We start from the raw sequence: 25,098 nt of genomic DNA, 5'->3' as shown, positions 1-25,098 counted from the left end.
CCTGACAGGCTAATGGCCGGAGCGGATTGGAGTTCCGTCAGAAGGCAGAGCTTAGTTGCCGGTCGCCGCGCCGTCGGTGACGATCTCTTTCATCGCCGATTGCAGATAGTTCTGCGCGCCCATCAGCTCGATCAGCTTGTGCTGGTTTTCCAGGAAGTCGATGTGCTCTTCGGTGTCGGCCAGGATCTTCATCAGCAGGTCACGGCTGACGTAGTCGCGGGTTTCCTCGCACTGGGTCACGGCGGCGGCGGTCGTGGCGCGGCTGTCCAGTTCCAGTTGCAGGTCGGCGCCCAGGCATTCGATCGGATCTTCGCCGACCTTCAGCTTGTGCAGGTCTTGCAGATTGGGCAGTCCATCCAAGAAGAGGATGCGTTTGATCAGCATGTCGGCGTGCTTCATCTCGCCGATCGACTCTTCGTAGATCACGTTGCCCAGGTGCGCGAGGCCCCAGCTTTCGAACATGCGGGCGTGCAGGAAATACTGATTTACGGCCGTCAGCTCGTTGGTCAGCACTGCGTTCAGCGTGCGCAGGATTGCGGGGTCGCCCTTCATGGCCATGGTCCTTGGTCTCGCCACGGCGCTATCGCCGTCTGTCGAGCGCAGCCATAACACAGTAAAACGGGCTTTGTTTATTTGCGAATTTTTATCACTGCATTGAGAGTGCGAGTGACTGTCGGCCGCAGGCGAAGCAAACTATTCGGCTGCGAGAGCGAACGCTTCGCGGCTTTCCTGAATCATTTGACTCATCTCGCAGACGCATTTGGCGCACTGGGCCTGGCATTGGTTGCGCGCGAAGATGTCACGCGGACGGCAGGCGCCGGCCTCGATGGCCTGGGCGACATCACGCTGGCGAAGACCGTTACAGTTGCAGACGTACACGAGGCGCTACACGTTTCACTGACTGAGAATGGTTCGCTATAGCAGTACTTAAGGCGATTGCAAGTCGTTCGCATGGCTCAGCTGCCGGTGGGCCGTTGACGGATCGTCGCGGGGGCAGGCAATGACGGACATGGCCCGAACACCCACCGTCCCCGAGCGTCCGCCCTGCCGGCTGTATCTGATCACGCCGCCTGTGATCGCCGATCTGAACGCCTTTGCGCAAACCCTCGATCAGGCTTTGGCCGCCGGCGACGTCGCGGCCTTGCAGATCCGGCTGAAGCCCGCCGACGACGCCGCCATCCGCACGGCGGTCGAGGTGTTGGCTCCCATCGCGCGGCGTCATGATGTCGCGGTCCTGCTGAACGACCTGCCTGATCTGGCGCGGGCCAGCGGCTGCGACGGCGTTCACATCGGTCAGGAAGACGGCTCGCTAGCCGAGGCGCGGCGTATCATGGGGCCGGACGCCATGATCGGCGTCACCTGCCACGACGACCGCGACCTGGCCTGGGACGCCGCAGAGGGCGGCGCCGACTATGTCGCCTTCGGCGCCTTTTATCCCACCGATACAAAGGAAACGGTGCATCGTCCGCCGCTGGACATCCTGACGGTGTGGCAAGAAACCGTCGAAACCCCCTGCGTCGCCATCGGCGGGATCACGGTCGACAACGCCGCAGACCTTGCCCAAGCCGGCGCCGACTTCGTGGCGGTCAGCGGCGGGGTCTGGAACCATCCCGACGGCCCGGCCGAGGCCGTCAGGCGCTTCAATGAAAAATTGAGGCCCTGACTTCAGGGGATATTAGGAACCGGCTGATCCTATACCAACCTCTGACTGGTCGGAACCTGTCCATGATCCTGGGCCGCGCGCTCAATATCGACGATCCCCGCAGCGCGTCCGTCAAGGGCGCGCTGGCGGCTGGCCATCGCCCCAGCCCGGTCGACGCAGAGAGTTCCGACGGGCCCAATCCTCTTATCCCCGTGCTGACAGGTGTGGCGGTGGCCATCCTGGTCGCAATCGCCATCGCCTATGCCCGTTCGGCCGGACTGGTGGCGGGCCTGTGGGGCGCCAGCGGCGTCGCCGTCGCCGTCTGGCTGCGCACCAGCCGTGGCCGCACCAGCGACCTCACCTTCGCCGGCGTCCTAACCGTCAGTATCCTGATCGGCGAGATCATCGCCGGCAACAAACCCCCGCTGGCGCTAGCCTTCACGATCGCCAATATGGTCGAGATCATTAGCGCCGTGCTGCTGGCGCGCCGTTTCTCGCCCACGCTGAACCTGTCCAGCCTGAACGGGGCGGTGAGTTTCCTGTTTTTTGCGGCCGTTCTAGCGCCGCTACCCGCCGCCCTTTGCAGCACCGTGATCCTGTCGCTGGTGGGCCAGTCCGACATCGTTTGGCAGGGGTTCCAGACCTGGTGGCTGGGTCACGCCTTGGGCATCGCTGTACTGGGTTCGTTAGGCATGTCGCTGACGCCTGCGATGTTCGCGCGTCTGCTGAAGCCGAGAAAGCTGATCGAGGCCGTCGTTCTGATCGGCCTTGTCCCCGTCTTCTACTTTGTCGCCTTCACGGGCGACGTGCCGATGGGCTTCGTCCTGCTGCCGCTTCTTCTGGCCATCGCGGTCCGGCTCGGCGTCGCTGGCGCGGCCTTCACCTTGGTCGTCTTGACCATCCTTTTGGTCGGCGGCGCCATGATGGGGAATGGTCCTTACAGCAAGGGTGACCTGACCCAACAGGTGTTGATGGGCCAAATGCTGGTGCTGATCGGCTATATGCCCGTCCTGCTGGTGGCCTCGTTGCTGGAAGAGCGCGATCTTCTGGCGGAGCGCGCGCGCGTCGGTCGCGAACGCGCCGAAAAGGCCTCGGAGGCCAAGTCCCGCCTGCTTGCCAATGTCGCTCACGAGATCAAGAGCCCCGTCGCCGGCATCATCGGCATTGGCGATCTGTGGCGGCAGGGCCACCTGGGGCCAGTCTCGGCCCAGCAGGCCGAAATGTCCGACATGCTGGTCAAGACCGCGCGTCAGGTCGAAACCCTGGCCCATGATCTGCTGGACGTGGCCCGCGCCGAATCCGGGGCCGTCCGGGTCGATCTGCGGCCGACCGACATTCCAGGGCTGCTGGAAGACGTGCGCCGCACGTGCCTGCTGTGGCCCGACGCCGACCGGGTCGCCGTCGAGGTGGTGTGCGAGGGTGATGGTTTGATCGCGGTCGCGGACTCTCAGCGTCTGGCCCAGATCATCACCAACCTGACCAGCAATGCGCTGAAATACGGCGGTTCCGGCGGCCGTGCCGTTCTGCGTGCGCTTCGTCAGGATGACTGCGTCCGCATCGAGGTCAGCGATTTCGGCCCCGGTCTGTCGCTTCAAAAGCAGGCGCAGCTGTTCGAGCCCTTCAACCGCCTGGGCCTTGAGCGTTCGACGGTCGAGGGGCACGGCGTCGGCCTGGCCCTGGCCAAGCGATTGGTCGAGTTGCAGGGCGGCTCGATCGGCGTGATCTCGGCGCCGGGCGAGGGCGCCACCTTCTGGGTCGCTTTGCCCAAGGCGTGAGGTCGCGCTTGCGGTCGCGCCCCGGCCGCGCGATGGTCCGGCCATGCCCATGATCGCCCTTGCCGCCGCCCTCATGATTTCCGGACAGGCGACGACGCCCCCGCCGCAGCGCGCCGGTTCCAACTTGACGCGCGACCTGAACAGCGCCCCGCCTTCCGCGACCCCGCCCGCCGCCTCCGCCGTAGCGCCGACCCAGGCCCAGACCCAGGCCCCGGCCCGGGCGACGACCCAGGCCTTGCCTCCGATCGGCCAGACCCCCGCAGCATCGCCGCGTCCGGCGCCCGCCACGTCATCCGCGCCGCGCACGACCCAGGCCCAGCCGCCCATCGGCCAAAGCCCGTCGGCCACGACGCGCCCGGCGACCGCGACACGTCCGCAGACCCCAGCCCCGACCACAACGACGCCTCAGGCGACCACGCCTCAACCGACAACGACCGCGCCTGCCGCAACTGCGCCGGCCGCTGCACCCGCCCCGGCGGCCTTGAACGCCGCCGCTATCGCCGCTCTGCCGTTCAGCATCCAACTGCCCGCCGGCCTGACGATCACCCCGGCGCGCGCCGGCGCGAACGCCAACATCTATCGCGTTCAGCGCGGCGACCAGACCCTGCTGATGATCTACGCCGGCCCGTCGTCGCAGTTTCCGATCTATGACGGCGAGACGGTCCGCGCCGGCGGCCGCGCCTCGGTCGTCGTCACCGAAGGCAGCCGCCGTCTGGCGATGGAGCATCTGTTCCAGCGCGCCACGGACCCCAAGGAAATCCACGTCTGGATCGCCAGCGTCGAGGGCGCGGACCGGGATTTGGCCGAACGCATCGGCCAGTCCATCGACGTCAAATAGGGCTCAGCCCTCGGACCACACCGCCATTTCGGTGCCGGCCGGATCGGCGAAGTGGAAGCGGCGACCGCCGGGGAAGCTGTAGATCGGTTTCAAGATCCGGCCGCCGGCCGCCTCGACCTTGGCCAGCATGGCTTCCAGGTCATGGGCGTACAGGATGGGCAGGGGTGCCTTGGTCTGATCGGTCTGATCGGCGTCGAACCCGCCGTCCAGACCCTGATCGAAGGCGGCATAGGTCGGGCCGTAATCCACGAAGTTCCAGCCAAACGCCTGGCTGTAGAATTGCTTGGTCGCGGGCAGGTTGGCGGCGGGGAGTTCGAGGTAATCCAGCTTTCCGTCTTCACGCACGGTTGATCTCCTGAGTTGGGCGCCACCGTTCCCCTGTCTTGCACGCGCCCTCGACATGCGCAAACCTGCAAACGGTTCGCAGTTGCAGGAATCGAGCGATGATCGTGATGACGACAGGCCTGTCGGCCCTGATGGCCCTGATGCAGTGCGAGACGCGTCCGGTCGAGCCGCCGCAGAGGCTCGACACCGATCGCGCAGACCCGCGGCCGGGCCGACCCAGACCCTGATCAGCCGACCTGGGCGCGGTGCCTCAGATAGGCGTCGGCCAGCGCGCAGGCGGCCATCGCCTCGACCACTGGCACGGCGCGCAGGGCGACGCACGGGTCGTGACGACCCTTGGTGCGCAGGTCCGTCTCTTCGCCGTCGCGGGTGATCGTCTGGCGCAGGGTCAGGATGGAGGAGGTCGGCTTGAACGCCACCCGCGCCGTCACCGGCTGGCCCGTCGAAATTCCACCCAGCACGCCGCCCGCCTTGTTCGACAGGAAGACCGGCTGCTTGTTGAGGTCCAGCCGCATCTCGTCGGCGTTCTGTTCCCCGGTCAGTTCGGCGGCCTCGAAGCCCGCACCGATCTCGACCCCCTTGGCCGCATTGATCGACATCAGGGCTGCGGCCAACTCGCCGTCCAGCTTGCCGTACAAGGGCGCGCCCCAGCCCGCTGGAACGCCCGTGACCTCCAGCGCGACGACCGCCCCGACCGACGATCCCGCCTTGCGGATGCCGTCCAGATAGGCTTCCCAGTCGCCCACGACTTCGGCCGAGGCGGCGAACAGCGGATTGCTGTGGACGGCGTCGAAGTCGATCCGATCTGGCGCGATCCGGTGCGGGCCGATCTGGACCACGCCGGCGCGGATCCTGATCCCGTCGCCCAGCACCTTGCGCGCCACGGCCCCGGCCGCCACGCGGCTGGCCGTCTCGCGCGCCGAGGATCGACCGCCGCCCCGATGATCGCGCACCCCGTATTTAGCCTGATAGGCATAGTCGGCGTGCCCCGGCCGATAGGCGCGGGCGATCTCGCCATAGTCCTTGGAGCGCTGGTCCTCGTTCTCGATCAGGACCGAGATCGGCGTGCCCGTCGTCACCGGTCCGTCGCCGTCGTCGAACACGCCCGACAGTATGCGCGCCGTGTCGCTTTCCTTGCGTTGGGTCACGAAGCGGCTGCCGCCCGGCTTCCGCTGGTCCAGCCAAGGCTGAAGATCCGCCTCGGTCAGCGGGATCATCGGCGGGCATCCGTCAACGACGCAGCCGATCGCCGGCCCGTGGCTCTCGCCCCAGGTGGTCACGCGAAACAGATGGCCGAAGGTGTTGTGCGACATGGCCCCGACTTAGGCCGCCAGACGCTCCTGCGTCCAGACCCGCGTGAACCGCACCAGCAGGTCCTCCGCCGCCGAGGGAACATCCGACGACGGCTCCAGCGTCACGAACAGATGCCCCGCCGGCCGCGATCCGCGCGCGGGCAGGCCCAGGTCCTTCAACCGCACCCGCACCGGCGCGGCCATGTCGGCGGTGATCCAGGCCGAGCGCGTGCCGACAGGGGTTTCGATTTCAACCCGCCCCCCGTCGGCCATCAGGCGACGCTCGACGGCCCAGGTCATAAACAGGTCGTCGCCGACGACAGACAGCCCGTCCTCGGGCCGGATCAACACCGACAGATAGAGGTCGCTCCCGTCCGCCGCCCCGCGTCTCAGCCGCAGATGATCGCCGCTGCGCAGGCCCCTGGGCGCCGTGACCCGCACGGTGCGCGCGCCCAGCCGCACCTCGACGTGACCCCCGGCCAGGGCCTGCATCGGCGACAGGACCAGAACCGGCGTCAGCGCGGGCCGCGCGGCGGGCGCGGACAGGGCGGGGCGAGGGGGCTGATGCGCCTGGATCAGCCGATAGGCCGCGATCACGCGCCGGAACCGCTCGGCGTCGCCGCCCGCCTGATCCGGCCGCGCCGCCTTCACCGCCGTGCGGAAGGCGGCCTTCAGCGTCGACGCATCGACATCGCCGCCCAGGCCCAGGATCGACAGGGCCTCGCGGACGCTGGAGACATCAGACAGCTGACGATGCGCGCTCATATCGTCACCGTTCGTCCATCAGGGTCAATGGGCGGTTAACCCTGACGGCGAGACGCCCGTTTTTGACCTCGATCATTTCCAGCCGCGCCTGCACCGACTACATCACTCGCATGACCGCATCCGTGATCCCGCCCAGCCCGTCGCGTGAGGAATACGCCCGCGACTATGCCGCCGCCCTGGCCGCCAATGGCGACGAGACCATCTTCGACCGGCCCGAACCGATCGGCCTGTTCGTCGAATGGCTGGCCGATGCGCGCGCGCACGAACCGAACGATCCGAACGCCATGACCCTGTCGACCGTCGACGCCGACGGCCTGCCCGATGCGCGGATCGTCCTGCTGAAGGACGTCGATGCGCGCGGCTTCACCTTCTATTCGAACAGCGAGAGCGCCAAGGGCGTCGAACTGGCCGGTTGCGCGGCCGCCGCCCTGACCTTCCACTGGAAATCCCTGCGCCGTCAGGTGCGGGTTCGCGGCGCGGTCGAGCCGGTCACGCCGGCCGAGGCCGACGCCTATTTCGCCAGCCGCGCGCGCGAAAGCCGCATCGGCGCCTGGGCCTCGGACCAGTCCCGCCCCCTGTCGGATCGCACGGTGCTGGAAGAGGCCGTGGGCCGCGAAACCGCGCGCTTCGATGGTCAGGAGGTCCCGCGCCCGTCCCACTGGACCGGCTGGCGCGTCGTTCCGCGCTCGGTCGAGTTTTGGCGCGATCGCCCGTTCCGCCTGCATGACCGACTGCGTTTCGACCACGACGGCGAGGCCTGGCGCTCGGGCCGCCTCTGGCCCTGACCGGGATTATCGATATTCGTCCCACAGCCGTCATTCCGGGGCGCCCGAAGGGCGAACCCGGAACCCAGGGGGCTCGCATCCGGCGTTGAAATGCGGTCGGCGGCGGGGGTGTGGGCCTGGGTTCCGGGTTCTTCGCTGCGCTCAGCCCCGGAATGACGGACTGTAGAGCTTTACGGCTTTTTACGCTCTGAACAGCAGCGACCCGTCGCCGTAGGAATAGAAGCGATAGCCGTCGGCGACCGCATGGGCATAGGCCGCCTTCATCGTCGCCGTGCCGGTAAAGGCGCTGACCAACATGAACAGCGTCGACTTCGGCAGATGAAAGTTGGTCATCAGTACATCGACCGCCCGGAACCGATAGCCGGGCGTGATGAAGATGGCCGTGTCGCCGTGGAAGGGTTTGATCTCGCCATCCTCGGCCGTGGCGCTTTCCAGCAACCGCAGGGAGGTGGTGCCGACGCAGACGATGCGCCCGCCCTTCGCGTGGACGGCGTTCAGGGCGGCGGCGGTTTCAGGCGACACCTCGCCCCACTCGCTGTGCATCTTGTGGTCGGCCAGGTCGTCGGCCTTGACCGGCAGGAAGGTGCCGGCCCCGACGTGCAGCGTCACCGCATGGGTCGAGACGCCCTTGGCGCGGATGGCGTCCAGCAGGGCCGGGGTGAAGTGCAGCCCCGCCGTCGGCGCCGCGACCGACCCGTCATGCTCGGCGAAGACGGTCTGATAGTCCGACCGGTCGCGGTCGTCCTCGGGCCGTTTTGCCGCGATATAGGGCGGCAAGGGCATGACCCCGACATCGCGGATCGCATCGTCCAGCGCCGGTCCCGCCAGGTCGAAGGTCAGGGTGATCAGGCCGCCTTCTCCCTTGGCCGTCACCGTGGCGTCCAGTCGCCCCAGGTCGCAGGCGGCGTCGCTCGCGGTTCCGAACCGAACCCGATCACCCGGCTTGATCCGCTTGCCGGGCTTCATGAAGGCGGACCAGACGTCGGGCGCGTCGCGGTGGTGCAGCGTCGCCTCCACCTCGACCGTCAGGGTTTCGCCCTCGGCCCCGATCCGCTGACGCACGCCCGACAGACGGGCGGGAATGACCCGCGTATCGTTGAACACCAGGGCGTCGCCCGGCTGCAGGAAGTCCGGCAGATCGCGAATGATCCGGTCTTCCAGCGCGCCGCCTTTCACCACTAACAGCCGTGCGGAATCGCGCGGATCGGCCGGTCGCAACGCAATCCGGTCTTCGGGCAGGTCGAAATCGAAATCGGCGGTCTTCATCGCGCGCTCTATAGGGGGCTCCGACGCGCCGCGCCACGTCGCGGCGTACTGCCAGCGCATCGTCGGCGGGCCGCTGTCTGATTCACAACGGGTTTTCGCGCCCGAACGGCGTCTAACCGACCGCGCCCCGGCCGCGTGCTAGACTGGCCGTGGATCTTTGACAGTGTAAGTTCAGCCGGAAGGCATGGCGAAATCCCGCCTGCGCCTCACCAGGATGGTGCCGCCAGATTGGACGAATTAGACACTTTAGACGGTGAATTCCCGTCCGCGGCCCAAGGCCTCACCGCCGCGCGATTAGACGAATTAGACTCTTTAGACGGTAAAATTCCCCGTCGACGTCTGATCTCAGGTGTAGCCCGGCGCGAACGCCCCGGCCCAGGCGCCATAGCGGTTCAGCGACAGGTCGCGGGTCTCGATCTCGGGCGCCTTGCCGTCGACCATGTCGGCCAGAACCCGCGCGGAGCCACAGGCCATGGTCCAGCCCAGGGTGCCGTGGCCGGTGTTCAGGTAAAGCCCCGAAACCTTGGTCGCGCCGATCACCGGCGTGCCGTCCGGCGTCATCGGACGCAGGCCCGACCAATAGCTGGCGCCCGCCAGGTCGCCGCCGCCGGGGAACAGGCTGCCCACCGAATGGACCAGGGTCTCGCGACGCAGGGCGGGCAGGGTGTTGTTGTATCCCGACAGTTCAGCCATGCCGCCCACGCGGATGCGGTCGCCCAGGCGCGTGATCGCCACCTTGTAGCTCTCATCCATGACGGTGGAGACGGGCGCCCGGTCTTCCTTCACGATCTTCGCCGTGATCGAATAGCCCTTCACCGGATAGACCGGCAGATCCAGACCCAGCGGCTTGGCCATCATCGGTGAATAGGAGCCGAGCGCCAGGATCACCAGATCGGCCGTCATAGCGCCCTTGCTGGTCATTGCGCCGGTCGCGCGACCGTCCGTCATGGTGATCGACTGGATCTCGGTCCCGGTGTGGAAAACCACGCCGCGCTCCGCCGCCAGCTTCGCCAGGGCGTTGGTGAACAGGAAGCAGTCGCCGGTCTCGTCATGCGGCAGACGAAGGCCCCCGACGAAATCGACGTCGGAGGCGGCCAGGCCCGGCTCGGCCGCGATACAGCCCGCGCGGTCCAGAACCTCGCACGGCACGCCGGCGGCCTTCAGCACATCGACGTCCTTGTGCACGTCGGCCAGCTGTTTTTCGGTGCGGAACAGCTGCAGCGTGCCCTGCTGGCGACCGTCATAGGTGATGCCGGTCTCGCGGCGCAGCAGGTCGATCTGGTCGCGGCTGTATTCGGCCAGACGCACCATCCGGCTCTTGTTCAGCGCATAGCGGTCATGGGTGCAGTTGCGCAGCATGGCGAAGGTCCAGCGCACCATGGCCATGTCCAGACGCGGCCGCACGATCAGCGGCGCATGGCGCATCAGCAGCCACTTCATCGCCTTGACCGGGATCGACGGCGCGGCCCAGGGCGCGGAATAGCCCGGCGAAATCTGCGCGGCGTTGGCGAAGCTGGTCTCCAGCGCCGGACCGGCCTGCCGATCGACGACCGTGACCTCATGCCCGGCCTGGCTGAGATACCAGGCGGTGGTGACGCCGATGACGCCCGACCCAAGCACCAGAACCCGCATGTGACGTTCCCAAGCCCACTGTTGTTATTCGCTGCAAGCTAGCGCCGCATGGATCGACGATCCTGCCTGTTTGCGCAACGATCGGTCGCTGATAGAGGTGTGGCGCAATGATCTGCGGCTGAATGGCGGAAACTTGTGTCCCTGCTTGATCCCCTCGACCAACGCCTCCTTCAACGGCTTCGCGCCGACGGGCGCATCAGCAACGCGGACCTGGCCAACGCCGTCGGTCTGTCGCCTTCCGCCTGCCTGCGGCGGGTGCGGCGGCTGGAAGAGCGCGGGGTGATCCGGGGCTATGCCGCCGTCCTGGCCAACGACAGCGACGACGGCGTCGTCGCCTATGTCGAGATCACGCTGGAGAAGCAGACCGACGATCACATGCGCCGGTTCGAGGCGGCCGTCCGCAACCACCCGGAAATCCGCGACTGCTATCTGATGGCGGGCGAGGCCGACTACATCGTCCGCGCCGTCGCGCCCGACATCGCCGCCTATGAGGTGATCCACAAGGACGTCCTGTCGCGCCTGCCGGGCGTGTCGCGCATCCACTCCAGCCTGGCGATCCGCAACGTCCTGGCGGCGCGCGGCTGAAACGGGCTGAACCTTCCGGCCCGGTCGGGTGTTGTGGCGGCATGAAAGCCCTCGACCTCCTCCCGTCCGCCCTCATCGGCGCCGTCGCCAGCGCCCGTTCCATGACCCCGATGGCGGCCCTCGCCGCCGCCGAACTGGCGCACAAGCCCTTGCCCGGCCGCGTCTTCCTGCTGAACCGGCCGCTGTTCAAGTTTGGCGCCCTGGCCATGGGCGTCGGCGAACTGTTGGGCGACAAGATGAAGACCGCGCCCGACCGCACCGTCATTCTCGGCCTATTGGCGCGGGTCATGAGCGCGGGCATCGCCGGCGCCGCCCTGGCCCCGCGTGGCAGGGAGAAGCTGGGCGCCGGCCTGGCGGTCGGCACGGCCGTGCCGCTGGCCTATCTGACCCTCTCGGGTCGCAAGAAGGCCATGGCTCGCATCGGTCAGACCAAGAGCGGGCTGATCGAGGACGCCTTGATCGTCGGCGCCGGCGCCCTGGTCGTCGGCTTGACGGTCTCGCGGTTCAACCGCCGCTAGCCGCTCGACAGCCGGGCCACGGCGGCGATAGGTGAGAGACGTTTTCGAAGGATCCCCGCCCATGATCACCCGCATCCAGCCCGGCGCCCGCATGAGCGAGGCCGTCGTCCACGGCGACACCATCTATCTGTCGGGCCAGGTCGGCGAACCCGGCGACGATGTGGCGACGCAGACCGGAACGGCGCTGGCCGAGATCGAGGCCCTGCTGACCGAGGCCGGCAGCGACAAGTCCAAGATCCTGATGGCCCAGATCTGGCTGGCGGATATCGGTGACTTCGATGCGATGAACGGCGTCTGGGACGCGTGGGTCGACACCGCCAACCCGCCGGCCCGCGCCACGGGCGAAAGCCGGCTCGCCTCGCCCGACTACAAGGTCGAGATCATCGTAATCGCCGCCAAAGCCTGATCGCGGTTGACCGGGCGGGATGCAGACTGCAAACCGCCGCCATGCTTCAGAACCTCGAAACCCTCGCCCGCGAGGCCAAGTCCTGGCCCTTCGAACAAGCCCGCAACCTGCTGGCCCATGTTCTGAAGAAACGGCTGGGCGAGACCGAGCGAGCCGAAGCGCGCGCCCTGATCGACGCCGGCAAGGCGGATGAAGCCCTTGCGGCCTTTCCCGCCTTGCAGCGCCCGGTGATTCTGGAGACCGGCTATGGCCCGTCGGGCCTGCCGCACATGGGCACCTTCGGCGAGGTCGCCCGCACGACCATGGTGCGCAACGCCTTTCGCGCCCTGACGGGCGACCACTGGCCCACGCGCCTGATCGCCTTCTCCGACGACATGGACGGCCTGCGCAAGGTGCCGGAAGGCGTGCCGAATCCGGAGATGCTGCGCGAGGATCTGCATCTGTCCCTGACGCGAGTGCGGGATCCCTTCGGCACCCACGACAGCTTCGGCGCGCACAACAACGCCCGCCTGCGCGCTTTCCTCGACAGCTTCGGCTTCGATTACGAGTTCATGTCCTCGACCGAGACTTACAAGTCGGGCCGGTTCGACGCGACGCTGCTGACGCTTTTGGAACGGTTCGACGCGGTCCAGGCCATCATGCTGCCGACCCTGGGCGAGGAGCGCCGCGCCACCTATTCGCCCTTCCTGCCCATCAGCCCGATCACCGGCCATGTGCTGCAGGTGCCGACCCTGGCGCGCAACGTCGAGAAGGGCACGATCACCTTCGAAGACCCCGCCGGCGAGCCGGGCAACAGAACCGAGGTGCCGGTCACGGGCGGCCATGTGAAGCTGCAATGGAAGCCCGATTGGGCCATGCGCTGGGTGGCGCTGGACATCGACTACGAGATGTCGGGCAAGGACCTGATCGAGAGCGTGCGCGAGAGCTCAAAGGTCTGCCGCGCTCTGGGCGGCACCCCGCCCGAAGGCTTCAACTACGAGCTCTTCCTCGACATCGAGGGCAAGAAGATCTCCAAGTCCAAGGGCAACGGCCTGACAATGGACGAGTGGCTACGCTACGGCACGCCCGAGAGCCTGTCGTGGTATATGTTCCAGTCGCCAAAGTCGGCCAAGAGCCTGCACTTCAACGTCATCCCGCGCGCCATCGACGACTATCTGGCCTTCATCGAAAGCTACAAGACCCAGGAGCCGGCCAAGCGGATCGACAACGCCGTCTGGTCGATCCATGCGGGCGACCCGCCGACCCACACCTCGCCGGTGTCCTTCGCCCTGCTGCTTAACCTGGTCGGCGTGGCCAACGCCTCGACCAAAGAGCAGCTGTGGGCCTATTTCGCCAAATACCTGCCTGACGCCACGCCGCAGAACGAGCCCCTGCTGTACCGGCTGATGGACCACGCGCTGAACTACTACGAGGACTTCGTGAAGCCCTCGAAGTCGTACCGCCTGCCGGACGACAAGGAGAAGGCGGCGCTGCTGGACCTGGCCGAACGGCTGAAGGCGCTGCCGGCCGACACCACCGACAGCGAACTGATCCAGAACGAGGTCTATGCGGTTGGCAAGGCCCACGCGTTCGAGCCGCTGCGGGCGTGGTTCGGCGCGCTCTACGAGGTGCTGCTGGGCGCCAGCCAGGGGCCACGCTTCGGTTCGTTCGCCGCCATCTACGGCCTGCCGCAAACGATCGCCCTGATCGAAGCGGGCGCGCACGGAGAGCTGGCGGCCTGACCGCGTCATCCCGCTCTTCGGGTTAAGTAGCCATGGGCCTCTAGCCGCAGCGAACATGAACAGAAAATAACGGCGAAGCTCCGGGAGCCTTCAGGTTCGTCCGTGCATTCTCCCCTCATCGGCAAACGCGCTGACAGGAGAAGAGTTATGTCGAACAAGATTTTCAAGACTGGTTTGGCCACAGCTGCCGCCTTGGCCGCCATGGTGACCGCCGCCCCGATGTCCGCCCAGGCTCAGGCCAACGGCGTGACCAACTGTGACGCCCCGGGCGGTCGCCAGCGTGCGGGCGCTCTGATCGGCGCCGTGGTCGGCGGCGTGGTGGGTTCGAACCTTGCTCGCAACGAGCGTACGGCCGGCACAATCGTCGGCGCCGGCGCCGGCGCCGCCGCCGGCTCCTACATCGGCTGCAACCAGCAACGCGCCCGTGCGGCTTCGGCCTCCAGCGGCGCCCAGTATCGCGCGTCGTCGAACCTGCGCATCCGCAGCGGCCCCGGCACCAACTACCGCCAAGCCGGCACGCTGTCGGCCGGCCAGCCCTTCACCGCCATCGGTTCGCAAGGTGAATGGGTTCAGATCGCTGGCGGCGGTTGGGTGAACGCCCACTACGTCACGGCCAACTGAGTTCAGTTCGCCTTCAATCGAAAGCCCCGTCCGGTTCGCCGGGCGGGGTTTTTTCCTGCGCGTTACTGGCTGACCCAGAGGATGCGAGCCATCCATTCGATCTCACGCCGGGGCACGACCCTTGGCGGGTAATCGGGATTGATTGAGGCCAATGTGACGGCGCGGCTGGTCAGGCTGGTGACCTCCTTGGCCACGGTTTCTCCGCTGGTCAGGCGGGCGACGACGCGGTCGCCGCGTCGCACCTGTGTCGCTTCCTGATCGACGATGACGCGGTCGCCTTCGCGATAGAGGGGCGACATCGAATCGCCGGTGATCTGAAGGCTGAACAGGGTGTCCTTGGCGCGCGGCAGGTCGGTCTGATCCCACCCTTCGCCGACCGGCAGGCCGGCGTCGTCGAAGAAACCGTCCTGCCCCGCCTTGGCGAGACCCAGCAAGGGCACGCTGGTCGGCGCCTCGGGCGCGTCTTCGGCCAACACCGCAAACTCCGACAGCGACAGGCCCGTCGCCTGCAGCACCAGCGTCATGCTCTCCGTCGAGGGCCAGCGTGGACGCGGTGGATCGCCGGGCCCGAAGCGTTTTGAGGGATTGAAACTCGTGGCATCCAGACCGGCCCGACGCGCCAAGCCCGACGGCGTCAGCCCTTCACGCCGCGCCAAGGCGTCGACAGCCTTCCAAAGCTTGGCATGAGAGAGCGGCATCGTGTTCCAACGACTGATTCGCCGCCAGCATACGGTCAGACGCTAGGAATTTCTACCTATCAACGCCGCCGCGCGGCGCTCCTGCCAGGCATAGAATGTGCCGATGATGATGCAGCCGATGATTAAATAACCAATCATGTTCACGACCGTATAAAGCGATCCGACCATCACGCGTTGTCCGGTCAGGCTCATGACATGGGACATTACTGCGATCAGCTGCAGGCCGCTGGCCCACACGGGCCACGACTGTCGATAACGCCAGCTGATGCCTATGAAGACGATCAGAAGGACAAGATCGACCAGGAACATGCCAAGCGGCACACCGCGAAATCCGCTGTTTTCCTGCATCACAATGGTAGCAAACCACGCGAACAGATAGGCGCCCGCGCCGATCCGTTCAGCCGAGTTGCCCTTCAAAAAGGCGAACAAAGCCATGCCGACCATGAATACGGCGCCGACGATGGCATAAGCGATGTTGAGCATGACAAATCGCCCCCGCGCAGAAATGAACGGGGGCGATAATGACCGAAGTCAGTTCAAACTGAAATCTCGGTAAGCCAAGCTTACCAAGAATTCACGCGACGCGATGCAGGTGCGTCGGCGTCAGGGCCGATTTCGGGTCCAGCCAATCGTCGGGCTTGGCGACCGGGCCGGCGGCGTAGGTGCCGAAGCCGAGGCGGCGGTGATCTTTTTGCAGCTCGGCGTGGCAGGCCACGATGGATTCACGTGCAGCCGAGAGGGCGGCGATCGTTTCCATGGCCTTGGCTTGCGACATCGTGCCGGAAACCGGCGACAGCGACAGAGCGGCGCGAGCGCCGATGAAGGATTGAACCAGCGTGGTCGCCTGGGTGATCGCGGCGTCGATCGCGAGTTCGGTAGCATGCAGATCGCCAGCAACGCTGGTGACGACTTCAGTGCGGTCCATGAAAGCCCCTCAAAGACAGGTTTACAAGAACCGTATGGTTATCACGTCTTAACCCTGTTTGGTAGAGCAATCTTTACCATATCGGCAATCGCGCGTTGAAGCGCCGCCGTAAGCACGACGTTTAAAGCCAATGAGAGCAGGAAGTCGGCGCGAATCAGCGCGCTAGGGCGCGGTGATCAGTCCTGGTTGTCCAGCAGGAAGTGTGCGGTAAGGGACGCAATCGGCTGTTGACGTTCTTCCTGCCAGGCCTCTGCATGCACATGGGCCACGCGACGACCCGCGCGGCTGATCCGGGCGCGGGCGAAGACGTCGATCGGTCTGCCGGTGCGCAGGTAGGCGACCGTGACATTGATCGGGCGGGGCAGTCGCGGGCCTGGGAAGCTGAGCGCCACCTGAGCCATCGCCGTCATTTCCAAAAGGGCGGCCGTCGACCCGCCGTGCAGGGCGGGCAGCATCGGATTGCCGATCAGCTTGTCGTCGAAGGGCATGATGACGGTGACTTCGTCGCCGCTGACCAAAGTCTGAAGGCCAAGAAAGCGGGCGTAGGGCATGCGGTTCAGGATGTCGGTCATACCGCCGCTCCTTTTGCATGGGGCGTCCGCTCGCGGGTCTGGTTGAGGATATAGGCGGCCTGGGCCGCGGCAACCGGATCGGCGGGGTCGTCCTCGAAAGCCCAGGCGCGCACGAACGCGATGCTGGGCGTCAGCCGGAAGCATAGGCCTTGCGCCAGCAGGTCCTGACGCGGCCTTGCGGCGCGCATGTAGTCGACGCGCAGATCCAGAGTGGCGATGGGCTGGAAGGCGTCCATCGCTGTCCACACCGCCAGCCCGCCGATATGATCCAGCAAGGTCGTCACCAGACCGCCCGCGAAGACGCCGCTGTCGGGATCGCCGACCAGATCCTCACGCCACGGCACGCGAATGCGGGGCTGGCCATCGTGCAGGCCGTCGAAGGTGAAGCCCAAGGCGCCGGTGTGGGCGGCGCCGGCGGCCAGTTGCGGCAGGATGGTGGTCAGGAAACTCTCGTGCATCGTGCGGACTGAACCTGTTGCGCCGATTTTCGGGGTCATCCTCTATGGGGCGGCGACCCGACGGCGTCGAGAGCGTTACCGTAAGATGATCCGCCCTGAAGACCTGCTGCATCCCACGCCCGCCGGCCTCTACTGTCCGCCGGGAGATTTCTACATCGATCCGGTTCGGCCGGTGGATCGCGCCGTCATCACGCACGGCCATGCCGACCATGCGCGCGCCGGTCACGGGGCGGTGCTCGCGACACGCCAGACCCTGGCGATCATGGCTGAGCGCTATGGCGCGGATTTCACGCTGCAACCCCAATCGGTGGAATACGGCGAGGCGACCGCGATCAACGGCGTCGATCTCAGACTGGCGCCCGCCGGCCATGTGCTGGGCTCGGCCCAGGTCGAGGTGCGCTGGAAGGGGCTGATCATGGTCGTGTCCGGCGACTATAAGCGCCGCCGCGATCCGACCTGTGCGCCGTTCGAACCTGTGCCCTGCCACGTGTTCATCTCGGAGGCGACGTTTGGCCTGCCGGTCTTCAGCCATCCGCTGGCAGAGGAGGAAGTCGGGCGGCTGGTGCGGTCGCTGGGACAGTTTCCCGAGCGCGCGCATCTAGTCGGCGCCTACGCGCTGGGCAAGGCGCAACGGATCATCCGTCTGCTGCGCGAGGCCGGATGGGACCGCACCATCTATGTCCACGGGGCGCTGGAGCGGCTGAACGCCCTGTACGAAAGAGAAGGGGTCGATCTGGGCCCGCTGGCGCCGACCCGGGATCTGCCCAAGAATGCGCTGGGCGGCGAGGTCGCCATCGCACCGCCATCCGCCATCCAGGATCGATGGGCGCGTCGGTTCGCTGATCCGGTCACGGCCTTCGCTTCAGGTTGGATGGGGGTGAAGGCGCGGGCGCGCCAGCGCGGCGTAGAACTGCCGTTGGTCGTGTCGGATCATGCCGACTGGAACGAACTGACCGCGACCTTCACCGAGATCAAGCCGGAGGAAATCTGGATCACTCACGGCCGTGAAGAGGGTTTGCTGCGCTGGGCCGAGATCAACGGCCAGAAGGCGAGGGCGCTCCGACTGGTCGGCTATGACGAAGAGGACGAAGAGGCGCTGGACGTTCGTCCGGACTGAGGATCAGGCGACGGCGCGGCCGGATTGGTCCTGTTCTTTTGCGTCTTCGTGAGCGGCGGAGATGGCGGCGTTCATCGCCATGCGCAGGCGTTCGGGCTTGATGGGCTTTTCAACGACGGCGGCCATGCCGATCGAGAGATAGTGTTTGGCGTCTTCGGGGTCCGCATTCGCGGTCAGAGCCACGATCGGCACGCGGCCGACGGCGCCGGGCAGGGCGCGAATGGCCTGCGTCGCCTGAACCCCGTCCATCCGCGGCATCTTGATGTCCATCAGGACCAGGTCGTAGCGGCTCTCCTGAACAGCTTGCAGCGCCTCGAGGCCGTCCTCGGCCAGTTCGGAACTGCAGCCGAACATCTCGCACAGCGCTTGGGCGACGACGCGGTTCGTGGCGTTGTCGTCGACGATCAGGATGTGTGGCGCGGATTTCAGGTCGAGGCCCGACAGATCCGACACATTGGACTGCGCCTCCACCTCGATCACAGCGCGCGGCGCGGTCAGGTCGAAGGCAAAGGTGGCGCCGCGTCCCTTGTTGTTTTCGGCCCAGATCCGGCCGTCCATCCGGTCGATGACCTGACGACAGATCGACAGGCCCAGGCCGGCGCCGTCGGGACCGGACCCGTGGACGAAGGGCTCGAAAATGGAATCGACGCGTTCCGGCTCGACGCCCGGGCCGTCGTCGCGAATGCGGGCTTCCATACGAATGTGGTCGCCTTCGACCCAGGCCTTGAGGCCCGCCTCGACCACGCCGTTGCGGGCGAACTTCAGCGCATTGCCGATCAGGTTGTTGAACACCTGCTTCAGGCGCATGCCGTCGATAACGGCCGCCAGTTCTGTGTCGCCTTCGTAGCCGACGAGCAGGGTCACGCCGTCCTGAGAGGCCCGTGGCTCCCACATCGACTGGATGTCGTCCATGACGGCGCGCAGGGCGGTCGGTTCGGTATTCAGCTCCAGTTCGCCGGCCTCGGCCTTTGACAGGTCCACCGCGTCCTGGAGGATGCGCAGCAGGGTTTCGGACGAGTCGACGATGGTCTGGACGTGCGCCTGAGCCGCCGTATTCAAGGGCTGGCGGCGAAGCAGTTCGGCGACGGCCAGGACGCCGTTCATCGGCGTGCGCAGTTCATGACTCATGATGGCCAGGAACTGGCTCTTGGCGCGCGCGGCGGCGATGGCTTGGGCGCGGGTGTCGCTGAGGATCGCGGCCTGTTCGGCCAGTTCGGCGTTCTGTTCGCGTTGACGCGTGTTGACGGCCTGCAACAGGGTGGCGGCGGTGCCTACGCCCCAATAGGCGCCGTTCTTGGTGACGACGAAGCCGCGCAGCAGGGCGGCCGGACCGCCTTTCAGCATGATGTCGCAAAAGGCGTCGATCCGGACGCCGGCCTCGACCACCGCCGGCTCGGCATCCATGGCGAAGGTGATGGGGCGAAGGTCGTAAAGGGCGTGGCCGAAACGGGCGGCGATTTTCTGAAGGAAGGCTGTGCGTTCGACCAGGCCGACGGGGCGGTCGCCATCGACCACGGGAATGACCAGCGTATCCGGCTCGCATTCAAAACGCGCCAGAACCTCGCAGCCGAGAGTCGTCGGCTCAACCGGCTTTGGACGCTCGGAAAGGGTCTCGATGGTCGGCATACTGCCTGGAACTCCTACTCATTGTGAGTAAAAGCCCAAATCGCTTGCGGATTAGTTAAGCGGCGTCATCCAAGACGCAAATCCGCCTTTTTTGCTCACGGGCGGGGTCTGGTGTATGAGGCCCGCCCGACCCATCTGGGTCCCCATACCTTTGTGCATGCGCGCGGCCGACCGGCCGACCGCAGATTCGTCATGAGCGTCGTCCTGGAAAAGACCTCCCCCACCGCTAGCAAGACGGCCCTGGTCCTGTTCTCCGGCGGGCAGGATAGCGCGACCTGCCTGGCCTGGGCGCTGGAGCGGTTCGAGCGGGTGGAGACGGTCGGGTTCGACTATGGCCAGCGCCATCTGGTCGAGATGCAGGCGCGTCAGTCCGTGCGCGACGGAATGAAGACGGCCCTGGCACAGTGGGCCGATCGCCTGGGCGACGACCATGTGGTGGACCTGACCGGATACGGCCGGATCGCCGAGAGCGCCCTGACCGCCGACCGCCAGATCGAGATGGACGCGCGCGGCCTGCCGACGACCTTCGTGCCGGGTCGCAATCTGATCTTCCTGGTCGCAGCCGCGGCGCTGGCGGATCGGCGTGGTCTGGACGTGCTGGTCGGCGGCATGTGCGAGACGGATTATTCGGGTTATCCGGATTGCCGCCACGAGACGATGGAGGCGATGGCGCGGGCGCTGTCGCTGGGGCTGGACAAGCCGGTCGTCATCGACACGCCCTTGATGTGGTTGACCAAGGCCCAGACCTGGGAACTTGCGCACAGCATCGGCGGCGACAGGCTGATCGCGCTGATCATCGAGGATAGCCACACCTGCTATCAGGGCGACCGGACGCATCGACATGCCTGGGGCTATGGCTGCGGGTCTTGCCCGGCCTGCGAACTGCGCGCGGCCGGCTATGACGAATGGGCGTCGGGGCGATGACTTATTCGGCCAAGGAAGTGTTCCTGACGGTTCAGGGCGAGGGCGGACAGGCGGGGCGACCGGCGGTCTTCCTGCGGTTCGCGGGTTGCAATCTGTGGAGCGGTCGCGAGCAGGATCGGGCCAGCGCCGTCTGCACCTTCTGCGACACCGACTTTGTCGGGGTTGACGGCGACGGGGGCGGCAAGTTCGCCTCGCCGGACCTGTTGGCCGGTCATGTCGCGGCGATGTGGCGCGGGCGTGACGGCGATCCGAAACTGGTCGTATGCACCGGTGGAGAGCCCTTGCTGCAGTTGGATGCGCCGCTGATCGACGCGCTGCATGCGCGCGGTTTCGAGATCGCGATCGAGTCGAATGGGACGATCGCGGCGCCGGACGGCGTCGACTGGATCTGCATCAGTCCCAAGGCCGATGCCGATGTGGTGCAGACGCGCGGAGCCGAGCTGAAACTGGTCTTTCCCCAGCCCAAGGCCATGCCGGATCGGTTCGAGCATCTGGATTTCGAACGGTTCTGGCTCCAGCCGATGGACGGGCCGGATCAGGTCGAGAACACCGCCGCCGCCATCGAATACTGCCTGACCCACCCGCAGTGGCGCCTAAGCGTCCAGACCCACAAATACATCGGCGTCCGCTAATGCCCGTCTTCGAGATCACCAAACAGGCGACGTTCGACGCCGCCCACCACTTTCCGAACGAGCCCGAGGGCAGCATCTATCGCCGCGTCCACGGCCATTCGTTCACGGTCGAAGCGACGGTGCGGTCCGAGGTGCTGGATGTCGAACACGGCTGGGTCGCGGACTTGGGCGCGCTGGACCGGGCGTTGAAGGCGGCGGCCGAGACGCTGGATCACGGGATGCTGAACGAGCACGAGGGACTGGAGCTGCCCAGTCTGGAAAACCTGTGCCTATGGTTCGCCAAGACGCTGAAACCCGAATGGCCGGGCCTGTGCCGGATTCAGGTGGCGCGGCCGACGATCAACGAGCGCTGCGTTCTAAGTCTCTGATCTAGCAGCGTTTTCCCTGACGTTGGCGTTGTTCGCAGCGGCGCTGTTCGCGTTCGTAGTCGCGCTGTTCACGCTCACGACGCAGTTTGGTTTCTTCGTCAGAGGTGGTGACGGCGTCGAAGCCGGCGCCGACGACCGCGCCAGTGGCTTTCGCCGTCCCACCGACGACCGCAGCGGTCCCGCCGACGACGGCGCCGACAAGGCAGCCCTGCAGCATCAGACAACCGCCCAGCGCAACGACGACTTGGGATACGGAAACGAGGCGATTTCGACGCATGGGCGACACTCCAGAGATTTGGAATAGTCGTCGATAATGATGAATGAGGGCTGACTTCAGGCGGGACGTTGCGGCAGCAGCTTGCGGCGTTGGCGCGACAGGGCCAGCGGCGTTCCATCAGCGCCCCAGGCGATCGCCTCGTCCACCGTCCAGCCCAGGCCGAGGTCCAGCATCCTGAACTCGAAGAAGGCCCAGCCGTCCGGCGCGGTCTGCGGCGTCGGATCGGTCAGGATGTCGATGCGCAGATCGACGGTGGTCATGGCGGCTGGCGTCTTGGATGCGGTCCAGGCGGGCGGGTACAGCGCATCCAGTAGGTAGCACAGGCCGACCTCATCCAGAGGCCTGGCGTCGGCCATCCGCATCCAGGTGCGTTCGATCACCGGCTTGCCCTCATTGCCGCCCAGGATGTTGGGGCCGCCATCAAAGCGGTATTGAACGTGCTGGGCGAAGTGCGGCGACATCGGCCCGCGTATGGTGGCCTTGGGGTCCAGTTTATCCAGCGGCGGCGGCGACGTGTGCAATGGCGTCAGCGGAGGCGGCGCGGCGTCCGGGCCATAGGTGCCGGTGGCGTGGTGGGTCATGCGCCCGTCCTGCTCGGCCTCCACCGCAGCATACAGAACATTGCGGCCGCCGCGCAGCAGGCGAGGGCGAAATGCGACTTGTTCACCGAACCTTGCAGCCGACAAATATTGGACCGACAGGGTCCGAAGGGGCGCTGTCAGCGCCAGTCCCTGTCGCATCGACTGCGCGCACAGGGCCGCCAGCAGCCCGCCGAACGGAAAGCCCTTCTCCGGCGCCATGCTCGATGGGCCATTCGAGAAATGACCCGGCACGTGCGCGGACAAACCGCCGTCGTCGAGGATCTGGAACGTCAGGGCGGCGGCGAGGGAAATGGGCGGCGTCATTGCGCAATCCTGCGTCAGGCGAAGAAGCGGCGGAAGACCTGATGACGATCTCCCGCCGAAGTCCAAGGAACAAGGCGGCGAACCGGGACGCTCGCACGTCCGTTGCGAAACAAGACTGACTTGGAGCGTTCGGATTTGCAACCCTTGCCAAATGCCTGACGCGGCGTCACTTTCGCGCCTATGGGACGCACCGCCGACTACAGCCGCCAAAGCTGCTCCATCGCCGCCACGCTTGAGGTGATCGGCGATCCGTGGACCCTGTTGGTTATTCGCGACGCCTTCAACGGCGTCAGCCGGTTCGAACAGTGGCAGGACAATCTGGGTGTGGCGCGCAACGTCCTTGCCGCCCGTCTGAAAAGCCTGGTTCAGCATGGCGTGCTGGAGCCGCGCCTGTATTCCGAACGCCCCCCGCGCAACGAATATGTCTTGACCGCCAAGGGCAAGGATCTTTACGGCGTTCTGGTCACCCTGCACGGCTGGGGCAACAAGCACGTCTATGGCGACGCCGACAGCGGCATCGACATGATCCACAAGACCTGCGGCCATTCGCTGACTCCACGCATCGCCTGCGGCTGCTGCGGCGAGATCGTCAAACCCAGAGACATCGCCCTGACCCGCGCGGAGAACCGGCCGACGGTCGGCGATGTGATGCCCAAGGAAGCAGCCTAGACCCGAGTCGTCACGACCTAGGCGCGATCAGACCTCGGCTTCGAGCCGGTATCCGACCCCGCGCACATTGGTCAGCAGACCGGCGGCGTCGGCGGCGTCCAGCTTGCGGCGCAGGTGGCTGACGTGGCTGTCGATCGTGCGTTCCAGAACCGACTGATTGGGGAAGCAGGCCTGCATGATCTCGCTGCGGCTGAAGACGCGCAGGGGCGTGCGGACCATGTGGGCCAGGATGCGGAACTCGGTCAGGGTCAGGTCCAGGCGGCGTTTGCCAGCCGGCGTCAAGATCGCCGCCAGATAGTTCTCCAACTGCACCTCCAGCGGCGGTCCAGCGAGCGGAAGCCGCGGATCGTCGGGGTGGGGTCCAGGATGGTGTAGCCCGTGCCGTCGGCGTTCCACTGGTTGGTCGAGGGCGTGCCGGCGTCGTCGGACACCGTTTCCTTGAAGTAGAAGACGCCGCCGACATAGTCGATGCTGTCGCCCAGCGAACCAATGGCCTGCAGTTCCTGGCTGAACTGATGCTGCCAGAAGCCGGCCAGCGAATAGCGGCTGAACCGGCCGTTCGGGCCGACGACCGGCGGACGGTGGGCGCCGGCGATGTTGTCGTACTGTTCGACGTCGAGATCGCGGTAGGCCGTGATCGAGCGGATTTCCAGCGAGTCAGTCGGGCGATACGACAGGTGCAGATCCATGCCGCGCGTTTCGTCGACGCTGAACTGCTGAGGCACGCCGATATCGGCCTGCGTCATGCGGTTGGAGCCTTCGACCTGGACCAGAGGCGACAGGGCGCGAATGCTGCCCGACGGAACCGTAGCCGAGGTGAACGGCACGACGTTCAGGCCGTTCGGGTTGAAGTTCAGCAGTTGGCTGTAGAACGGGGTGTTCTTGTCCTTGCTGATGTCCGCCGCCAGGGTGGCGGTAAAGTTTTCGGCCGGCGTCCAGCGCGTCTGGAAGCGAAGGCCGCGACGGTCGTATTCGCCAAAGCCGGTCTGTCCCGGCAGGATGTTCTCGGTCACCGGACCTTGGACCGAAATGATGCCGTCGACCTTGAAGGCGAAGTCGCCGAGGGCGGGGAAGTCGACGTGCAGTTCGGAGTTGTAGGACTCCAGATTGCCGACGCCGGCGATGGCGCGCATGCCGAACACGCCCGTGGGCTTCTTGGTCACCAGCGACAGGGCGCCGCCTTCGGTGTTGCGGCCGAACAGGGTGCCTTGCGGACCCTTCAGGACTTCGACGCGCTCGATGTCGAGCAGGGCGGCGGCCAAGCCGTGTTGGCGGGCCAGATAGACGCCGTCGACATAGACGCCGACGCCTTGCTCGCGGGCCGGCTGGTTGGCGTCGTTCGGCACGATGCCGCGGATGCCGATGGTCAGGGCGGACTGACGGGCCTCGAATGTGGCGATGCGCAGGCTGGGGACGCTGCCGTCGGCCAGGTCCATAAGGCTTTGCACGTGGCGATCGGTCAAGGCTTCTGCGTTGACGACCGAGATCGAGATCGGCGTGTCTTGCAGGTTGGTTTCGCGCTTGGTCGCGGTCACGACGATGTCGTCAAGACCGGCCGGCTCGGCGCTTGCGGCCGTCGGCGCGGTCTGGACCGGCGTGGTTTGAGCGAAGGCGGAAACGGGCGCGGCGAGAAGGCGGTCCCCAGCAGCAGCTGAAGGCGCAGTTTGGTCTGACGATGCATTTTTATCCCTACTTGGTCGGGGCGGGGATTACGCCGTCATTGCGATGCGCAGTTT

The 25,098-nt window shown here is 66.2% G+C and carries 32 protein-coding genes; 16 read left to right on the top strand and 16 right to left on the bottom strand.

Annotated features, from left to right (window positions below):
• Positions 1-51: 51 nt before the first annotated feature.
• Both bfr and HNP47_RS05870 read right to left on the bottom strand, forming a co-directional pair.
• Positions 52-552, bottom strand: coding sequence for a bacterioferritin (bfr, locus tag HNP47_RS05875; protein WP_026108332.1), 501 nt, complete (start codon positions 550-552; stop codon positions 52-54).
• 141 nt (positions 553-693) lie between these two features.
• The gene (locus HNP47_RS05870) at positions 694-879 is read right to left on the bottom strand and encodes a (2Fe-2S)-binding protein (RefSeq protein ID WP_184278705.1); all 186 of its coding nucleotides are present in this window, start codon (positions 877-879) and stop codon (positions 694-696) included.
• A gap of 130 nt (positions 880-1,009) precedes the next feature.
• Here HNP47_RS05870 and thiE point away from each other — a divergent pair, with 130 nt between their 5' ends.
• From thiE to HNP47_RS05855, 3 genes are all read left to right on the top strand, one after another.
• Complete coding sequence (thiE, locus tag HNP47_RS05865; protein ID WP_184278704.1) at positions 1,010-1,663, top strand: thiamine phosphate synthase; 654 nt, start codon at positions 1,010-1,012, stop codon at positions 1,661-1,663.
• A 62-nt stretch (positions 1,664-1,725) separates the two neighbouring features.
• Entirely contained in the window at positions 1,726-3,417 is a 1,692-nt protein-coding gene (locus tag HNP47_RS05860) for a HAMP domain-containing sensor histidine kinase (protein ID WP_184278703.1), read from the top strand.
• A 43-nt stretch (positions 3,418-3,460) separates the two neighbouring features.
• A complete protein-coding gene (locus HNP47_RS05855) occupies positions 3,461-4,255 on the top strand; it encodes a hypothetical protein (RefSeq protein ID WP_184278702.1) in 795 nt (264 codons plus the stop codon).
• A 3-nt stretch (positions 4,256-4,258) separates the two neighbouring features.
• Here HNP47_RS05855 and HNP47_RS05850 read toward each other — a convergent pair whose 3' ends face one another.
• On the bottom strand, positions 4,259-4,600 hold the full coding sequence (locus HNP47_RS05850; RefSeq protein WP_184278701.1) for a VOC family protein: 342 nt from the start codon (positions 4,598-4,600) through the stop codon (positions 4,259-4,261).
• A 98-nt stretch (positions 4,601-4,698) separates the two neighbouring features.
• Here HNP47_RS05850 and HNP47_RS16315 point away from each other — a divergent pair, with 98 nt between their 5' ends.
• Positions 4,699-4,827, top strand: a complete 129-nt coding sequence (locus HNP47_RS16315) for a hypothetical protein (protein ID WP_260394613.1) — start codon at positions 4,699-4,701, stop codon at positions 4,825-4,827.
• Here the strand turns inward: HNP47_RS16315 and aroC are convergent, their stop codons facing one another.
• A complete protein-coding gene (aroC, locus tag HNP47_RS05845; RefSeq protein ID WP_184278700.1) occupies positions 4,828-5,913 on the bottom strand; it encodes a chorismate synthase in 1,086 nt (361 codons plus the stop codon).
• Between the two features lie 9 nt (positions 5,914-5,922).
• On the bottom strand, positions 5,923-6,657 hold the full coding sequence (locus HNP47_RS05840; RefSeq protein WP_184278699.1) for a DnaJ C-terminal domain-containing protein: 735 nt from the start codon (positions 6,655-6,657) through the stop codon (positions 5,923-5,925).
• 110 nt (positions 6,658-6,767) lie between these two features.
• Here HNP47_RS05840 and pdxH point away from each other — a divergent pair, with 110 nt between their 5' ends.
• Complete coding sequence (gene pdxH / locus HNP47_RS05835; protein ID WP_184279118.1) at positions 6,768-7,442, top strand: pyridoxamine 5'-phosphate oxidase; 675 nt, start codon at positions 6,768-6,770, stop codon at positions 7,440-7,442.
• A 180-nt stretch (positions 7,443-7,622) separates the two neighbouring features.
• Here pdxH and queA read toward each other — a convergent pair whose 3' ends face one another.
• Together queA and HNP47_RS05825 are read right to left on the bottom strand one after the other, a co-directional pair.
• Positions 7,623-8,708: a tRNA preQ1(34) S-adenosylmethionine ribosyltransferase-isomerase QueA gene (gene queA / locus HNP47_RS05830; protein WP_184278698.1), complete on the bottom strand. Its 1,086-nt coding sequence runs from the start codon at positions 8,706-8,708 to the stop codon at positions 7,623-7,625.
• Positions 8,709-9,053: 345 nt separating this feature from the next.
• Complete coding sequence (locus tag HNP47_RS05825; RefSeq protein WP_184278697.1) at positions 9,054-10,340, bottom strand: D-amino acid dehydrogenase; 1,287 nt, start codon at positions 10,338-10,340, stop codon at positions 9,054-9,056.
• A 135-nt stretch (positions 10,341-10,475) separates the two neighbouring features.
• On the opposite strand from HNP47_RS05825, the gene HNP47_RS05820 reads away from it, so the two are divergent.
• From HNP47_RS05820 to HNP47_RS05800, 5 genes are all read left to right on the top strand, one after another.
• On the top strand, positions 10,476-10,925 hold the full coding sequence (locus HNP47_RS05820) for an Lrp/AsnC family transcriptional regulator (protein ID WP_184278696.1): 450 nt from the start codon (positions 10,476-10,478) through the stop codon (positions 10,923-10,925).
• A gap of 41 nt (positions 10,926-10,966) precedes the next feature.
• Positions 10,967-11,443, top strand: coding sequence for a hypothetical protein (locus HNP47_RS05815; RefSeq protein WP_184278695.1), 477 nt, complete (start codon positions 10,967-10,969; stop codon positions 11,441-11,443).
• Positions 11,444-11,504: 61 nt separating this feature from the next.
• Positions 11,505-11,849, top strand: coding sequence for a RidA family protein (locus HNP47_RS05810; RefSeq protein ID WP_184278694.1), 345 nt, complete (start codon positions 11,505-11,507; stop codon positions 11,847-11,849).
• Positions 11,850-11,890: 41 nt separating this feature from the next.
• On the top strand, positions 11,891-13,570 hold the full coding sequence (locus HNP47_RS05805; protein WP_184278693.1) for a lysine--tRNA ligase: 1,680 nt from the start codon (positions 11,891-11,893) through the stop codon (positions 13,568-13,570).
• A gap of 147 nt (positions 13,571-13,717) precedes the next feature.
• Positions 13,718-14,191 (top strand): SH3 domain-containing protein, encoded by a 474-nt coding sequence (locus HNP47_RS05800; protein WP_039246408.1) that lies wholly within the window; start codon positions 13,718-13,720, stop codon positions 14,189-14,191.
• A 62-nt stretch (positions 14,192-14,253) separates the two neighbouring features.
• On the opposite strand, the gene HNP47_RS05795 is transcribed toward HNP47_RS05800, so the two are convergent.
• The 5 genes from HNP47_RS05795 to HNP47_RS05775 all read right to left on the bottom strand — a co-directional run bounded on the left by HNP47_RS05795 (position 14,254) and on the right by HNP47_RS05775 (position 16,844).
• Positions 14,254-14,889: a helix-turn-helix transcriptional regulator gene (locus tag HNP47_RS05795; RefSeq protein WP_017504575.1), complete on the bottom strand. Its 636-nt coding sequence runs from the start codon at positions 14,887-14,889 to the stop codon at positions 14,254-14,256.
• A 42-nt stretch (positions 14,890-14,931) separates the two neighbouring features.
• Positions 14,932-15,372 carry a hypothetical protein gene (locus tag HNP47_RS05790; RefSeq protein ID WP_184278692.1) on the bottom strand — a complete coding sequence of 147 codons (441 nt, stop codon included), beginning with the start codon at positions 15,370-15,372 and terminating at the stop codon, positions 14,932-14,934.
• A gap of 91 nt (positions 15,373-15,463) precedes the next feature.
• Positions 15,464-15,814, bottom strand: a complete 351-nt coding sequence (locus HNP47_RS05785) for a hypothetical protein (protein ID WP_039246411.1) — start codon at positions 15,812-15,814, stop codon at positions 15,464-15,466.
• Positions 15,815-15,990: 176 nt separating this feature from the next.
• Positions 15,991-16,386, bottom strand: a complete 396-nt coding sequence (locus HNP47_RS05780; protein WP_153923570.1) for a PaaI family thioesterase — start codon at positions 16,384-16,386, stop codon at positions 15,991-15,993.
• Positions 16,383-16,844, bottom strand: a complete 462-nt coding sequence (locus HNP47_RS05775; RefSeq protein ID WP_184278691.1) for a PaaI family thioesterase — start codon at positions 16,842-16,844, stop codon at positions 16,383-16,385. The genes HNP47_RS05780 and HNP47_RS05775 overlap by 4 nt, the downstream gene beginning before the upstream one ends.
• An 85-nt stretch (positions 16,845-16,929) precedes the next feature.
• Between HNP47_RS05775 and HNP47_RS05770 the strand changes: the two genes are divergently transcribed.
• Positions 16,930-17,961 (top strand): ligase-associated DNA damage response exonuclease, encoded by a 1,032-nt coding sequence (locus tag HNP47_RS05770; protein ID WP_184278690.1) that lies wholly within the window; start codon positions 16,930-16,932, stop codon positions 17,959-17,961.
• A gap of 3 nt (positions 17,962-17,964) precedes the next feature.
• Here HNP47_RS05770 and HNP47_RS05765 read toward each other — a convergent pair whose 3' ends face one another.
• Positions 17,965-19,587 (bottom strand): response regulator, encoded by a 1,623-nt coding sequence (locus HNP47_RS05765; RefSeq protein WP_184278689.1) that lies wholly within the window; start codon positions 19,585-19,587, stop codon positions 17,965-17,967.
• Between the two features lie 192 nt (positions 19,588-19,779).
• Here HNP47_RS05765 and queC point away from each other — a divergent pair, with 192 nt between their 5' ends.
• Genes queC through HNP47_RS05745 form a run of 4 tightly spaced genes read left to right on the top strand, consistent with a single transcriptional unit; the run spans position 19,780 to position 21,815 of the window.
• Positions 19,780-20,511 (top strand): 7-cyano-7-deazaguanine synthase QueC, encoded by a 732-nt coding sequence (gene queC, locus HNP47_RS05760; protein ID WP_184278688.1) that lies wholly within the window; start codon positions 19,780-19,782, stop codon positions 20,509-20,511.
• Positions 20,508-21,143, top strand: coding sequence for a 7-carboxy-7-deazaguanine synthase (gene queE, locus HNP47_RS05755; protein ID WP_184278687.1), 636 nt, complete (start codon positions 20,508-20,510; stop codon positions 21,141-21,143). The genes queC and queE overlap by 4 nt, the downstream gene beginning before the upstream one ends.
• On the top strand, positions 21,143-21,511 hold the full coding sequence (locus HNP47_RS05750) for a 6-carboxytetrahydropterin synthase (RefSeq protein ID WP_112861642.1): 369 nt from the start codon (positions 21,143-21,145) through the stop codon (positions 21,509-21,511). The genes queE and HNP47_RS05750 overlap by 1 nt, the downstream gene beginning before the upstream one ends.
• A 28-nt stretch (positions 21,512-21,539) precedes the next feature.
• Complete coding sequence (locus HNP47_RS05745) at positions 21,540-21,815, top strand: hypothetical protein (RefSeq protein WP_184278686.1); 276 nt, start codon at positions 21,540-21,542, stop codon at positions 21,813-21,815.
• Between the two features lie 29 nt (positions 21,816-21,844).
• On the opposite strand, the gene HNP47_RS05740 is transcribed toward HNP47_RS05745, so the two are convergent.
• Positions 21,845-22,693 carry a thioesterase family protein gene (locus HNP47_RS05740; protein WP_184278685.1) on the bottom strand — a complete coding sequence of 283 codons (849 nt, stop codon included), beginning with the start codon at positions 22,691-22,693 and terminating at the stop codon, positions 21,845-21,847.
• Positions 22,694-22,873: 180 nt separating this feature from the next.
• Between HNP47_RS05740 and HNP47_RS05735 the strand changes: the two genes are divergently transcribed.
• Positions 22,874-23,362, top strand: a complete 489-nt coding sequence (locus HNP47_RS05735; RefSeq protein ID WP_184278684.1) for a helix-turn-helix domain-containing protein — start codon at positions 22,874-22,876, stop codon at positions 23,360-23,362.
• Between the two features lie 27 nt (positions 23,363-23,389).
• On the opposite strand, the gene HNP47_RS05730 is transcribed toward HNP47_RS05735, so the two are convergent.
• Together HNP47_RS05730 and HNP47_RS05725 are read right to left on the bottom strand one after the other, a co-directional pair.
• Complete coding sequence (locus tag HNP47_RS05730) at positions 23,390-23,668, bottom strand: winged helix-turn-helix domain-containing protein (RefSeq protein WP_260394612.1); 279 nt, start codon at positions 23,666-23,668, stop codon at positions 23,390-23,392.
• Positions 23,641-24,897 carry a TonB-dependent receptor gene (locus HNP47_RS05725; protein WP_221414919.1) on the bottom strand — a complete coding sequence of 419 codons (1,257 nt, stop codon included), beginning with the start codon at positions 24,895-24,897 and terminating at the stop codon, positions 23,641-23,643. The genes HNP47_RS05730 and HNP47_RS05725 overlap by 28 nt, the downstream gene beginning before the upstream one ends.
• Positions 24,898-25,098 lie beyond the last annotated feature (201 nt).

This window comes from Brevundimonas vesicularis (assembly GCF_014204545.1).
GTDB classification, from domain to species: Bacteria; Pseudomonadota; Alphaproteobacteria; order Caulobacterales; family Caulobacteraceae; genus Brevundimonas; species Brevundimonas vesicularis_B.
Note: the sequence above shows the minus strand (reverse complement) of the source record. Positions and strands in the feature narration are given on the sequence as shown.